The sequence below is a fragment of the Psychrobacter sp. CMS30 genome (genome assembly GCF_904846565.1).
Classification (GTDB): domain Bacteria; phylum Pseudomonadota; class Gammaproteobacteria; order Pseudomonadales; family Moraxellaceae; genus Psychrobacter; species Psychrobacter maritimus.
Genome location: NZ_CAJHBF010000001.1, coordinates 197,208 through 211,898, shown reverse-complemented (window position 1 = coordinate 211,898; position 14,691 = coordinate 197,208). Strand labels below are relative to the sequence as shown.

9 protein-coding genes are annotated in these 14,691 nt (G+C 43.9%); 3 read left to right on the top strand and 6 right to left on the bottom strand.

What is annotated here, in order from left to right:
- Positions 1–19: 19 nt before the first annotated feature.
- Positions 20–3,076: a DNA mismatch repair protein MutS gene (mutS, locus tag JMX94_RS00830; RefSeq protein ID WP_201562388.1), complete on the bottom strand. Its 3,057-nt coding sequence runs from the start codon at positions 3,074–3,076 to the stop codon at positions 20–22.
- A 401-nt stretch (positions 3,077–3,477) separates the two neighbouring features.
- Between mutS and secA the strand changes: the two genes are divergently transcribed.
- Positions 3,478–6,252 (top strand): preprotein translocase subunit SecA, encoded by a 2,775-nt coding sequence (gene secA / locus JMX94_RS00825; protein ID WP_201562386.1) that lies wholly within the window; start codon positions 3,478–3,480, stop codon positions 6,250–6,252.
- Between the two features lie 242 nt (positions 6,253–6,494).
- Entirely contained in the window at positions 6,495–7,037 is a 543-nt protein-coding gene (locus tag JMX94_RS00820) for a hypothetical protein (RefSeq protein WP_201562384.1), read from the top strand.
- A gap of 140 nt (positions 7,038–7,177) precedes the next feature.
- Here JMX94_RS00820 and JMX94_RS00815 read toward each other — a convergent pair whose 3' ends face one another.
- From JMX94_RS00815 to JMX94_RS00795, 5 genes are all read right to left on the bottom strand, one after another.
- Complete coding sequence (locus JMX94_RS00815; protein WP_227673452.1) at positions 7,178–7,927, bottom strand: YsnF/AvaK domain-containing protein; 750 nt, start codon at positions 7,925–7,927, stop codon at positions 7,178–7,180.
- Between the two features lie 175 nt (positions 7,928–8,102).
- Complete coding sequence (locus JMX94_RS00810) at positions 8,103–8,951, bottom strand: DUF2382 domain-containing protein (RefSeq protein ID WP_201562382.1); 849 nt, start codon at positions 8,949–8,951, stop codon at positions 8,103–8,105.
- Positions 8,952–9,456: 505 nt separating this feature from the next.
- Positions 9,457–10,638, bottom strand: a complete 1,182-nt coding sequence (locus tag JMX94_RS00805; RefSeq protein ID WP_201562380.1) for an acetyl-CoA C-acyltransferase — start codon at positions 10,636–10,638, stop codon at positions 9,457–9,459.
- Positions 10,639–10,776: 138 nt separating this feature from the next.
- Complete coding sequence (locus JMX94_RS00800) at positions 10,777–12,126, bottom strand: homoserine dehydrogenase (RefSeq protein ID WP_201562378.1); 1,350 nt, start codon at positions 12,124–12,126, stop codon at positions 10,777–10,779.
- A gap of 225 nt (positions 12,127–12,351) precedes the next feature.
- A complete protein-coding gene (locus JMX94_RS00795; protein ID WP_201562376.1) occupies positions 12,352–13,212 on the bottom strand; it encodes a DsbC family protein in 861 nt (286 codons plus the stop codon).
- A 425-nt stretch (positions 13,213–13,637) separates the two neighbouring features.
- Here JMX94_RS00795 and JMX94_RS00790 point away from each other — a divergent pair, with 425 nt between their 5' ends.
- Complete coding sequence (locus JMX94_RS00790; protein WP_201562374.1) at positions 13,638–14,561, top strand: DUF808 domain-containing protein; 924 nt, start codon at positions 13,638–13,640, stop codon at positions 14,559–14,561.
- The last annotated feature ends 130 nt before the right edge of the window (positions 14,562–14,691 follow it).

Genomic DNA, 14,691 nt, shown 5'->3' with positions numbered 1-14,691 from the left:
CACTAATTGACAATTCCCTTTAATGACTAATGATTTCCTTTAGGTGATAAAGTAAGTCATGCGCCTGCTTTGGCGTTAGGTTATCAGGGTTGATCGCGCTTAGCTCGTCTTGTAAGCTAAACAAATGATTTTGTTGTGGAATATTGCTTATAGATGTAGCTTGAGCATTCTCACTGATACTTAGTCTTTCTACCTTACTCCCATGATTTTGCTGCTGTTTATCGTTTAACGACTTAGCTAATTCATTTTTATCATCAATGGTTTTTTCGTTTTCCGCTTTTAGATTGTCTATCAAATAACGCTTAGCATCATTAAGCACTTGAGTTGGGATACCCGCCATTTTTGCCACATGGAGTCCAAAGCTGGAGCTTGCCGCGCCATCTTTGATTTGGTGCAGTAGTAATAACTGACCATCGACTTCGCTAGCAGCGACATGGACGTTGCGGATATTGGCATGATTGCTTGCATTATTTTCTATGTTGTTTTCCGCCAATTTTGTCAACTCAAAATAGTGAGTGGCAAATAATGTCAGGCAGCCAATCTCTACCAATCGATTGACGCAAGCATGGGCGATTGCTAAGCCATCAGTAGTAGCCGTACCGCGTCCGACTTCATCCATAAGCACCAGCGATTTATTGGTCGCTTGATTGAGAATATTAGCCGTTTCAATCATTTCCACCATAAAGGTTGATTTGCCACCCGCTAAGTCATCAGTTGAGCCGATACGAGTAAAGATACGGTCGATATCACCAATATGAGCGCGCGCTGCTGGCACAAAGCTGCCACAATGGGCGAGTAAAACAATCAATGCTGTTTGGCGCATATAGGTAGATTTGCCACCCATATTAGGACCGGTAATCATTAACAGGCGCTCAGGATTTGCCTCGCTGCCCAATGCGCAATCATTGGCAACGAAATGGCTGCTATGTTCGGTAGGGGTATTCTGATGAGTATGAACAGGATTTAATACGGCTTCAACAACCACATGACGACCTTGTCTAATTTCGATACTGGTTTGGCTATCAATTTTTTCTAAGCTACTATTCTCTTTTGAGTCGTTACTCATGACTGGTCGCTGCCAGTTATAAATTATCGCAAGCTGTGCCCAATTACTGAGCACATCTATTTGGGCGATGGCAGCGCTAAGCTGTTGTAACTCAGCTAAATGGCTCCCTAAGATGGTTAACAACTCTTGATATAGCTGTTTTTCACGAGTTAATGCTAATGACTGCGCGCTTAGGTATTCGGTTTCGACTTCTTTTAGCTCGTCAGTGATAAAGCGCTCGCTACTCTTTAGCGTTTGCCGCCGGATAAAATGCGCCGGTGCATTCTTTGCCTGCATTTTTGGCAATTCAAAATAAAAGCCGCTAACTTTATTAAAGCCTACTTTTAGGCTGGGTAGTTGGCTCTCCTGACGCGCACGCTCTACCATTTCATCCAAGGTTACTTGGATATTGTCATGCAAGTGGGTGAGGCGATCAAATTCTGCATCGTAGCCTGCCGCAAGCATACCGCCGTCACGGATATGCGCAGGTGGCTCTATGACAATAGCGCGCTCAATCAGCTCGGCGATAGATTGTACCGCGGGTAGCTGCTCGGGCAATTGCTGCATCAGCATGGGCAACAAGCCTGCCTGCTCATGGCTAATACCTGCATTTATCAGTAGAGTATTAAGCTGGTCGCTACTAGCAATACCATCAGCCAATTTACGTAAATCGCGAGGTTTGGCGCTCATCAGCCCGATACGGCTACTGATACGTTCAATATCACCGATGGTATTTAAGGTTTCACGCAAACTGCTGACCAATGAATTATTTTTTAATTTTTCATTAACCTGCTTATTTTCGTCAGATTGATTATCTGGCTGCAAAAGGCTAGTAATTGCATCTAAACGCAGATTAATACGTGCATGCTGACGCAAGGGGCGCTTCATTTGCTGTACAAGTAAGCGGCGTCCCATTGGCGTTTGACAGTGATTAAGTACCGATATCAATGATGTACCATTACTACTGACGGGGGTAAACAGCTCAAGATTTTGCTGACTATTGGCATCAATGATTAAATAATCGTCATTATATTCGACGATAAGCTGATTAACTTGAGGCACATGGCGCTGCTGGGTTTGCCGTGCATAGTGGATTAGTGCGGCGCAGCTAGATTGGGCAAGTGGTGCGTCACTAATACCAAGTCCATCAAGGCGTTGGACGTCAAACTGCTGGCAAAGGGTTGCGCTGGCATGCTCACGGTGAAAGTCATTGGCCGCAACTTCGATAATAGGGCAGTCAAGATTTTGCCGCAGCCATAGTAGCCAATCTTCGCCATTACTACCACTACTGTCAAAACTGTTTCCATGCACCTCGCTAATAATACATTCACTGGGCGCAAAGCGTGCCAGCACTGTCAGCATTTGAGTTTGCAAACCTTCAATATCACCATTATGCGCGCTGAGTGTTTGCGTCGTTAGCGTTCCAGCAGCTAAATCCATTTGGCTAATAGCTGCTTGCACAGGTTGTTTGCTATTTGATTTAGGAATTTCGATATCAATGGCGACCACAGTCGGCGTATGATTGGGCGCAATTAAGGCATCATCGGTAATTGTTCCGGCAGTCAGGGTTTTAACCACTTCACGGCGCATGATAGTGCCAGCAGCAGATTTACTTTTATCTTTTTTTTGCTTATCGCCCATTGTCGGTGTATTGGACGGGCTGCTAGTGTCACTGGCCGACTCGTCAATTTGCTCACAAACAACCACTGTCTGCCCAGCCGCAATCAGCCGTGCCATATAGCTATCAGCAGCATGGAACGGCACGCCTGCCATCGCAATTGTGTTGCCGGCTTTATCCGTGCCACGGCGAGTGAGCGTGATATCGAGTATCTGCGCCGCGCGTTTGGCATCATCAAAAAATAACTCATAAAAATCACCCATCCGGTACAGCAGCAGCGCTTGTGGATAGTTGGCTTTCATGGTTAGATATTGCACCATCATCGGCGTATGGTCTGCCAAGTGATAAATAGCATCGCCTATGATTAACGGTTCAGCTGAATGAGGATTTTGAGCGAACGGCTTAACGGTCATGCAGGGTCTCTTATGATGCTTAAATGGGTTTACGGGGGGGCGAAATGCTGGTTTTTATAAGAATAAATAACGGCTGAGGGTTAGTAAATTATCCTGTTAAAGGGAGTAGGTAAAAGCTTGAAAGATTAAGACTATAAGCGCTATTTTAACACGTCCTGCTCGGTTTTTACGTCGGCAAATATCTACTCATTGCCCTTGTATCCATCGGCGTCATAACCATATATAATGACGTCACACTTAATTGGGCGATACTTCATTAGGCGACACTTCATTAGTCAGTACTTCATTAAGTGGTACGTTAGTCGGGTGATGACTATGATAGCTATGATGACAAGGCGGCAGCATATGAAGCCTTGGCTAATGCGCACTAATTATCGAATATTTCCATAGGTCAAAAAATTATGTTATCAAAGATTATAGGCAGTGTCGTTGGCACTAAAAATGACCGCGAATTAAAGCGCATGCGCAAAGTGGTCAGCAAAATCAACGCACACGAGGCTACGATACAAGCCCTGTCTGATGAGCAATTACAACAAAAAACCGAAGAGTTTAAAGCAAGACACCAAAAAGGTGAAAGCTTAGATGCATTATTACCAGAAGCGTTTGCGGTCTGCCGTGAGGCATCGCTACGCGTCAACGGCATGCGTCACTATGATGTGCAGCTAATCGGTGGTATCACCCTGCACGAAGGCAAAATTGCTGAGATGAAAACCGGTGAAGGTAAAACCCTGATGGGAACCTTGGCCATGTATCTCAACGCTATCAGTGGCAAAGGCGTCCATCTAGTCACGGTCAACGATTATTTGGCTGCCCGTGATGCCGAGCTAAACCGTCCATTATTCAGCTTTTTGGGTATGACGGTTGGCGTGATTTATTCGCAGCAGCCACCGCAAGAAAAGATTGACGCTTATCAAGCAGATATCACCTACGGTACCAATAACGAATACGGTTTTGATTATCTACGCGATAACATGGTTTTTAGCTTAGCTGAGAAAAAACAGCGCCCGCTAAACTTCTGTATCATTGATGAAATTGACTCTATTCTAATTGATGAGGCTCGGACGCCGCTGATTATCTCGGGTCAAGCCGAAGATTCATCACGTATGTATGCGCTGATTAACACCATTATTCCGGTGCTTATTCGTTCAAAAGACGAAGAAGCCAATAAGAATAACGAAGAAGAAGATTTTTGGATTGATGAGAAAAACCGTCAAATCGAGATTAGCGAAAAAGGCTATGAGAAAATTGAGCGTTTCTTAATCGAAGTTGGCGAGCTTGGTGAAAATGAAAGCTTATATAGCCCAAGCCGTTTGCCACTATTGGCGCACGTCCAAGCAGCGATTCGTGCCCATCATGTTTTCGTTAAAAACGTCCACTATATCGTCGATGATGGCGAAGTAGTTATCGTTGATGAAAACACCGGTCGTACTATGCCCGGTCGCCGTTGGTCAGAAGGTTTGCATCAAGCGGTAGAAGCCAAAGAAAATGTTGAAATTCAAGCAGAGAACCAAACGCTTGCAACCACGACATTCCAGAATTACTTCCGTTTGTATGACAAATTATCAGGTATGACGGGTACGGCTGATACCGAAGCGGCAGAATTTAAATCCACTTATGATTTAGATGTCATCGTGATTCCAACCCACGAGCCAATTGCGCGTATCGATATGGATGATCAGATTTTCTTAACCAAGTTAGGGAAATATAAAGGTATCATCCGCGAGATTAAAGAGATTCAAGCAAAAGGCGCACCAGTATTGGTTGGTACGGCGACGATTGAAGCCAGTGAAGAATTGTCTTATTTGCTCGACCAAGAAGGCGTCAAGCATAACGTCCTAAACGCCAAGCAACATGAGCGTGAAGCAGAGATCATCGCGCAGGCTGGTAGTCCAAAGGCTGTAACGATTGCTACCAACATGGCAGGTCGTGGTACCGACATTATCCTTGGTGGTAACTGGCAATCATTTATTGAAGATATTGATTCGGTTAGTCCAGAAGAGATGGCGCGCCTAAAAGCCCAATGGCAAGTTAAGCATGACCAAGTCGTTGCCGCTGGCGGTCTACATATTATCGGCTCTGAGCGTCATGAATCACGCCGTATTGATAACCAGCTGCGTGGTCGTGCCGGTCGTCAAGGTGACCCAGGGATGTCGCGCTTCTTCTTATCGCTTGAAGATGACTTGATGCGTATCTTTGCTGGTGACCGCGTTGTTAATATGATGCGCGCCATGGGTCTTAAAGAAGATGAAGCCATTGAGCATAAAATGGTTTCTAAATCGATTGAAAACGCCCAAGGTAAAGTAGAAAGCCGCGATTTCGATGCCCGTAAAAACCTGTTGAAATACGATGACGTCGCCAATGAGCAGCGTAAGGTCATCTATAGCCAGCGTGATGATTTACTGGCAGAGCTGGATTTGTTAGAAGCCATCGAAGTCATGCATCACGAAGTCTATAATGCCATGATTAACCAGTTTATCCCGCCGGGCTCTATCGATGACCAGTGGAATATCGATGGTTTAGAAGATGAGCTTGAAGACGAATTCAAGATTGCGATGCCAATTAACGATTGGCTCGATGAAGATCGCCGCCTAGATGAAGAAGGCTTACGTGCCAAAATCATCCAAACGGCATTGGATCGTTATCATAGCCGCCGTGAGCAAATGGGCGAAAAAGATGCCGCCCAGCTTGAGCGTCACTTTATGCTCCAAAGCCTAGATAAGCATTGGAAAGAGCATTTAACCCAAATGGATCAGCTGCGTAAAGGTATTCATCTGCGCGGTTATGCACAAAAAAACCCTGAGCAAGAATATAAGCGTGAGTCGTTTGAATTATTCCAAATGATGCTTGGGGCAATTAAATCTGAGACGGTACAAGATTTATCACGCGTACATATCCCGACCAAAGAAGAGCTGGCAGCATTAGAAGCGCAGCAGCGTGAAAATGCGGCACAAATGCAAATGCAGTTTGAGCACAGCGATATTGACAATATGGATAGCGGCGCCGATAGAGCCGCTGCACAAAACCGCAATCTTGCTGGTGCGACCGCAGCAGGCGCTGTGGCGGGTAGTGGTGGTGCAAATGAGCCAGACCCATACGCTGGTATGAATATCAGTCGTAACGCCCCGTGTCCTTGTGGCTCAGGACTGAAGTATAAACAATGCCATGGTAAAATCTAAACATTGATAATCAACCATTGTTAAGTTATGATAAAAAGTCCCTATCTAAAATAGATAGGGGCTTTTTTTTATAGATATAGCCTTAGTACTTATATCGAATAATTAGTATGAGTATGAGTATGAGTATGAGAATTACAATTATAAAAGTATCAGTGTCTTTTTGGCGATTAATTACAAATCCAACATAGGCGTGAATTTACGGGCGCGCTATAGTGTTTAACATCTTTATTTGGGAGAGTGTGATGAATGTAGAATTATTAAAAAAATTGCGTACCTCTATCGTCCTAACCAGTTTACTGGCTGGTGCCATGACGCTTAGCGCTTGTCAACAACAGCAAGAGACAGAGCCGAGTCTAGAAGACAGTATCAGTGAAGAGCAGTCTGTACCCATGTCTGCTGATCCTGCCGAGCCTAGTGATGTGGTGGTAGATGCGCCTGCCAGCGACGTAGAAGATGATACGATCGCTTCTGTTAATACTGGCGTCAATCAAATAAGTTATTCATGTTCACCTGCACTCGCCGTTGAAGCGACGTATAAAGATACTGATAATCAGGTCATTCTTGCGACTGCCCAAGGAACAGCGACTTTAATGAAAACCAACGATGCGACTAACCCTGAAGTGTTTGAAGCAAAAACTGCCATCAATGGTGGTGAAGGCTTTATACAGTGGCGCGTGGCTCATAAAGAGCGCGAAACAGGTGTGATGCGTACGGCGGGTGCAGATGCAACCAATGTCAGCACGTATGAGTGTAAGAAAGCCGAAGATGCTGCAACTGTAGAATAAGCAGTATAAAAGTAGATTGATAACATTAGGTTTTTTCTGATTAAATTTAGATAAAACCTTATAAAAAAAGCAACGCTGACGTTGCTTTTTTTGGTCTCGCTTTTGAAGTTCTTAGGATAAATGCTCGATTTTATATAAGTCTACTCTTTATACGATGTACTATGTTCACGTTCATGGGCTAAAAAACCTTCTTCGGTAACATCTAGCTCTTCATGCTTAACTTCTACTTGAATGCTGTCGGTATGCGTATGGGTGGTTTTATTAATCTCCACTTCTTGAATCACATGAGTATCTTTGGTAATCGTCGCCACTTGACGCGATAAAATAATCTCAATTGGCTCAGCGCCCATCTCAATCTGTTTGCCATTGATTGTTATAACAGCTCTGCTATCTAACGATGGCTCCACGTGACGTAATATGTCTTTATCATCGTATTTACCTGATAATAAATCCTGACTTTCTGCATCATAATAATCAGTGCGTACAGTAATATATTCTTCTACCAATTCAATAGGTACGTCGATGGTTTTTGTGCGCGTATGCTTAGTGACCGTTACTTTGCCGACATCCAAGCGTTCTTTGTTAATGACAGGACGTTCTTCTAATAGTTCTAGATAACCACCGTTTTTTGTGTCTTCTAGATTATTTGTCAAATTGTTTGCTGAATTATTGGATAAACCATCTTGCCCGCTGCCCATTAGTGCTTGCTGCTGATTAGACTTAGAAGTAGGTGAGGAAGTAGATAAGTCAGGTGTAGCTAAATCAGGCGCGGGTAATTTATTCTCACCACTATGGTTGGCTATTCTATCTAAAGAAGAAGTATTCGTTGTTGCTAAGTGTGCATCTTGCTTAATTTGCTGCTGTTTCATGTCATTGTCGTCGGCGTTCATGGTCATATTCCTTATGGGCAGATATAATAAATAGGTATAAAAAAAGACCAGAGGCGAGCTCTGGTCTTATCTACTGAGCATAACACTCAGCTGCTAATTACGGTCACATAGTAGGTATGCATCTTATGAAGAATTGCTTATCAAAGATGGTGGAACTATGCGAAAGAATTGCTTATTACATACCACGAGCGCGGCGTACATCTTCAGCAGTGATATCATCGCGGTCAAAAAGATTACCATCGCGGTCAACCACGTTACCATCACCATCGATATCTAACTCTTCGCGTTGAATGGTTTCAGCAATCGTTTCAGTATGACGCTCGGTTGTCTTACCGACATTTACTTCTTCAGAGACATAAGTTTCTTTGTTAACGCGTGCACGTTCCGCTTCTAACTCAACTTCCACGGTTTGGTTGCCATCAATATCGCCGATACGGCGGTCTGTTGGGCGATCTACATTGGTACGCTGGATATTAGCGTGCTCTTCTTCTAGCTCGACGTCGATATTACGCTCTTCGGTCACCACATGCTTACCGACTTTTACCAAGCCTGCTACGATACGGTCTTTATTGACCGTCAAGCGCTCTTCTAGGAGCTCTAGCGTATTTGGGGCGTTGTAGGCATGGTCTGCAATTTCCATACGCTCAGCTTCTGGAATGCTATCAGCCACAAATGATTGACGATCTTTTTCATACTGCTCTTTATAGCTGTATTGATAGTCGTGATCGTATACTTCCATCGCTTCGACTTGCGCTTGCGTTAGGCTATCAAAAAAGACATCATCACCAACGATACGCGCTAGACCTGCTGGTACCAATACTTCTTTTGAGCTAAACCAACCGCCTGCATCAACGATTAGATAACGAATGCGACCGGTAGTATCTTCTACTAAAGCGCCTTCGATTTTACCGATTTTTTCTTCATTGACGCCATAGGCCGTTTTGCCTGTTGGGTCATAATAGTCATCACCGATAAGGTCACGGTGAGTCGCTTGAATATCTCTTAAACGAATTAGTTGGCTCATTATTATCTTCCTTTTATATGAGTAAATTTTATTTAAATAAATTAGTAATTATTGTTTTAAAATAAAATGCGATAAAAATCGCATTACTGAGAAACTGGTAAGTTGTTGTCTTAAGCCAAGACGGCTCTAGTGGATAGCTAAGTTATCAATCTAATTAACAACTCTAGTAAATAGCCTTTCCATCAACTTGTTCATATCGTAACAGTGCAGTTTTCAATGAGATATATGAGCAAGGTAGCAAAGTGTGCACTTGAGGTAATTGCGTGTAATAGGCTGTAAAACTCACTATCACTATATAAATTTAAGTTAAGGCTTTCTTACAGCAATAAACAAATTTTCGTGATTTGTAAATTTTAAGCGTAAAAAAACCGCATAACCAAAAGCCATGCGGTTTTTAAATATTAAGAAAATCAGTTAATGCTTAGAACTATTAACTTAATATTAATGTCTTAAACTTTTTTAAGGCGCTAAAATTTAAGAAGTTAAAAGTTCAAATAGCCTAAAATTAAGCCAGTTCAATCGCTACAGCAACGGCTTCACCGCCACCGATACATAAGGTTGCGACGCCTTTTTTGCCGCCCGTACGTTTTAGCGAGTTGATAAGCGTCACTAAGATACGCGCACCTGAACAGCCTACTGGATGACCAAGGGCACAAGCGCCGCCTTCAACGTTGACTTTAGCGTGCTCGATGTTGAGCTCATCCATCGCAGCCATCGTTACCATCGCAAATGCTTCGTTGATTTCCCATAGGTCTACATCAGCAACTGACCAGCCTGCTTTGTCCAATACTTTTCCAATCGCGCCAACTGGAGCAATGGTAAATTCGCTTGGATGACGTGAGTTAGAAGCAGCGGCTACGATGCGTGCTTGATAATCTAAGCCTTCCTCTTTTGCTTGTGACTCTTTCATCATCACAACAGCTGCAGCGCCGTCTGAGATTGAGCTGGCGTTTGCCGCGGTAATCGTACCGTCTTTGGCGAAAGCTGGGCGTAGAGTAGGAATACGATCAGCATTGGCAAGGGCTGGCTGCTCATCAGTATCGACGCTTTGCTCGCCTTTACGGGTCTTGAAAGTAACTGGGGTGACTTCATCTTTAAAATGACCGTCTTTAATGGCTGTCAACGCACGGTTAAGCGACTCAATGGCAAAATCATCCATTTGCTCACGCGTATAGCCTTTTTCATTGGCCATTTCTTGGGCAAATTGACCCATCAGCTTACCTGTTTCAGCATCTTCTAGACCGTCTAAGAACATATGGTCTTTGACTTCTTTATGTCCCATGCGATAGCCGCCGCGCGACCCTGGCATAATATAAGGCGCATTGGTCATTGATTCCATGCCGCCTGCAACTGCCACGTTAAAGCTGCCCGCTTTAATACCATCGTGCGCTTGCATGACCGCTTTTAGACCTGAACCACAAAGTTTATTAATGGTAACGGCGCCCGTTGCATCATTTAGACCTGCTTTACGCATGGCTTGACGAGCAGGGCCTTGGCCTAGACCGGCGGTCAAGATACAGCCCATGATGACTTCATCAATATTATCAACGCTTACGCCTGAACGCTCAACAGCGGCTTTAATAGCAGCAGCGCCCAATTCTGTGGCGCTCATGTCTTTAAGTGCGCCTTGAAAGCCGCCCATTGGAGTACGTGCGCCGTTTAAAATTACAATTGCATCATTTGACATTATTCTTCTTCCCTTTTAGGTTTTGAAACGAAAGTGCTATTTTTCATCATTAAAATAAAACAGTTAAGCTAAAGCCATCCGCTTAGTGACTAATAGCGGTCTGGCTTAATGAGTTATACAGCTTAAGCGCTGGATAAATTACGCCAGCTCATCTAAGCGGATACGCACTACTTTATCAGTAATAGTATCGAGCTTTTCGATTTTTTCAATGGCAATATTCATCTGACTTTCAACCACAGGTAGCGTCAAGATAATTACCGGCACTTGACCAAGTTTATGGGCAGGTTTTTGTAAAATGGCATCGATATTGATACCCGCGTCACTCAAAATGCGCGTGATATCAGCCAATACCCCAGGATTGTCATGCGCATGCACACGCAGATAATAACCGGTAATCATTTGCTCAGCGCGCAAGATAGGCGTGTCTGATAATTGCTCTGGGATAAAGGCTAAATGTGGGACATGGTGACCATTCGTGCTTTCATTGTTGCTATCTTTACTACCAAGAACACGAACCAAATCCATCACATCGGCCATCACCGCAGAAGCGGTAGCACCGGCACCGGCGCCATCGCCGCAATATAGCGTTTGTCCAAGCGGGTGAGAGTTGACCAGTACCGCATTTTTGACGCCATTGACGTTGGCAAGTAGGGCATTTTGTGGAATAAGCGTCGGGTGGACGCGCAGCTCAATACCAGCCGTACTATTGTCACCTGAGCCATCGCCTTCACGGCGTACAGCAAAGCCTAGATGCTTGATGCGATAGCCAAGCTCTTCAGCGTAGTTGACGTCTTGCAAAGTAATAGCGGTAATACCTTCACAGTAAACTTTATCAAACTGTAGTGGAATCCCAAAGGCAATAGAGGCAAGTAACGCTAGTTTATGAGCAGCATCAATGCCTTCAACATCAAAAGTCGGATCGGCTTCAGCATAGCCAAGCTCTTGCGCCTCGGTCAATACGTCGGCAAACGGGCGACCTTTATCACGCATTTCGGTCATGATAAAGTTGCCAGTACCATTAATGATACCTGCTAACCACTCAATTTTATTGGCAGCAAGGCCTTCGCGCATGACTTTAATAATTGGGATACCGCCTGCCACTGCTGCTTCATAAGCAACATGTACGTTATGGGCTTCCGCAAAGGCAAAAATCTCATTCCCGTGTTCAGCGAGCAACGCTTTATTGGCGGTGACGACATGTTTACCGTTTTTGATGGCATGCATAATCACGTCTTTAGCCAGCGTCGTACCGCCAATCACTTCGATGACAATATCGACATTGTCACTGGCAGCGGCTGCCATCAAGTCACTGTTTTGAATAATGTTCGGGTCGATATCATCGCGCTGACGACGGGTACCGACTTCGGTAATCACAATATCGCGTCCGCTACGGCGTTTTAACTCAGCTAAATTATCATTGATTAGGTTGATCACGCCCGTTCCGACGGTGCCGAGACCAAGTATCGCTAGTTTGATGGATTTGCTCACAGTATCCTCAAGAGATTATAGAGTTGGATAAGAATGCTTCTATACAGGCTATTACATAAAAACGCTGATATAAAAGGGTTGATATAAAGAGTGCTGATATAAGGAAGAACGGTGTAAAAATATACGACTAATATCGCCAAGCGCTTTATCGTATCATACCGACAAGCGCTTGTGGCGTCTACCCAAACTCACTGTCGCCAAAGTCAATAATATCAGGGCAAACGACTAGCTGGCATCAATCGCTGTTTGTGCCAATTGTGCAGCTGGTAAATAACCACCGATTTGCTGTCCAGACTCGGTAAAGATAGCGGGGGTACCACGAACGCCCAGCGCCATACCAAGCTCGATTTGCGATTTTACCGGACTATTACAGCTAGGGGCTTGGACGTTAGCGCCCATTTTTGCCTGATCCATCGCCGCATTACGGTCTTCGCTACACCAGATGGCTTCCATCTTTGGAATGCTGCCTTCGCTGCGCGGCCATGCCAAATAACGCACTTCAATACCACGCGCATTGATGTCATCTATCTCTTCATGAAGCTTGGTGCAATAAGGACAATCGGCATCGGTAAAGGAATAAACGACAGATTTAGTTTCGCCTTTAGCAGGATAAATAATCATGTCTTTTTTGTCGACCGCTTTCAGCGCATCTTGCGCGGTTTTGGCAACCAAAGCGCCACTGATATCAACCGGCGCTTCTGCACCAACGGCGATGATTTGCCCTTGGATAATATGTTTACCAGATTTATCAGTAAAGAAAGACGGTAAGCCCGATGCCGTTACCCAGTAAATATCTTTCATGTCCGTTGGTACGGCTGAAAGAATGTTTTCTTCAATGCCTGAAGCTTTTAGGTTGGCTTGTAAGGCTTTTACCACTGCTGAATCGTTATCGGCTGCCACCTGCGCGGTACTGACTTTGGCTTCTGCACTATTGACGATGCCTGTATTACTGGTTGCATCAGCGGCATTATTAGAGCAGCCCGCCGCAACCACGACTAGCAACGCACCCATCATCATACGAGATAAAGGCTTGCGAGAAAATGTATCACGAATAGCAGTGGTTTTAGAAAAAGAAGGTAAAAACATAGGGTGTTTCCTTTAGGCAGTCGTGCCTAAGCAAGATATAGATATAAAAAAGAGGGCAGTAAAGGGCAGTAAAAAATGTGTAAACGCTTGCCGCATATTCACTAGATTTTGTCATCAGGGCGATATATTGCAATGGTGATATACAATTTATTGATAATAAAAGATAAGTGGCAATAGCTGTCATATTAGCATATTTTTATAAATAACCACTAAAGGTGAGTTTTAGCATTGTCAAATCTACAATTTATTGATAAATGTTACAAGAGGAGAAATAAAATACATTTGCACTATTTCATCTCGGCTTATGTCTAGGTAGGCTACTATTTATAACCGTTTCTTATAAGCTATCTCTCAATTAAACTATGTCTCAATTATTTACTAAAACAATTTTTCTAATTTTCTTTCTAATTTTCTAAGGAGCCCGTATGGCAGGTGCCAGTTTATTAACCCTACTTGATGATATCAGTGTGATATTAGATGACGTGTCGGTCATGACTAAGGTCGCCGCCAAAAAAACCGCGGGGGTGTTGGGTGATGATTTGGCATTGAATGCTGAGCAGGTCACCGGCGTCAAAGCAAATCGTGAACTGCCAGTGGTCTGGGCGGTCGCCAAAGGCTCGTTTATTAATAAGCTTATCTTGGTGCCAGCGGCAATCCTTATCAGTGCCATTTACCCGCCTTTAATCACGTTTTTGCTTATGTGTGGTGGTCTATTTTTAGTTTATGAGGGTGCTGAAAAGGTTATTCACCGCTTTTGGCCGCATGCCATACCTGATGATGAAGAACAAAATGCGCGCCGGCGAGCCAATGCTGATGAAACGGTCGATTTGGTCGCCTTTGAAAAAGAAAAAATCAAAGGGGCGGTACGTACCGACTTTATTTTATCGGCAGAGATTATCGTCATTGCGCTAGGCGCGACGGCAACGGCTACTTTGTTACAGCGCAGCTTAGTGCTGTCTATTTTAGCCATTGGTATTACCGTTGGTATTTATGGTTTGGTCGCCGGTATCGTTAAAATCGATGACGTGGGCCTACATATGATGGAGAAAGACGGCAAGTTTACTCAAAAAGTCGGCAAGGTTTTATTTGCGTCAGCGCCTAAATTGATGAAGTTTTTATCGATTGCTGGTACTTTGGCGATGTTCTTAGTTGGTGGTGGTATCTTGGTACACGGTATTAATTTTTTACACCATGAAGTTGAAGATATTGCCCATTTAACGGGCATTTTTGAGAGCTTTACCACGGCGTTATTAAATGGCGTTATTGGCTTTATCATTGGAGCTGCTATCGTTGCTCTGTTGACGGTGATTAACAAAATACGCAATAAAGACGCGTCTTCTGCACATTAAGCTTATTCTCAAAAACGCTGAGTCTTCAAGGTTTTGACTACTAAAGGGTCGTATTTATAATAAGCACTGTTGACAAAAAGCCATGTTAAACAAGATATAAAAAAGCCCCAAAGTTGCTAACAACTTTGGG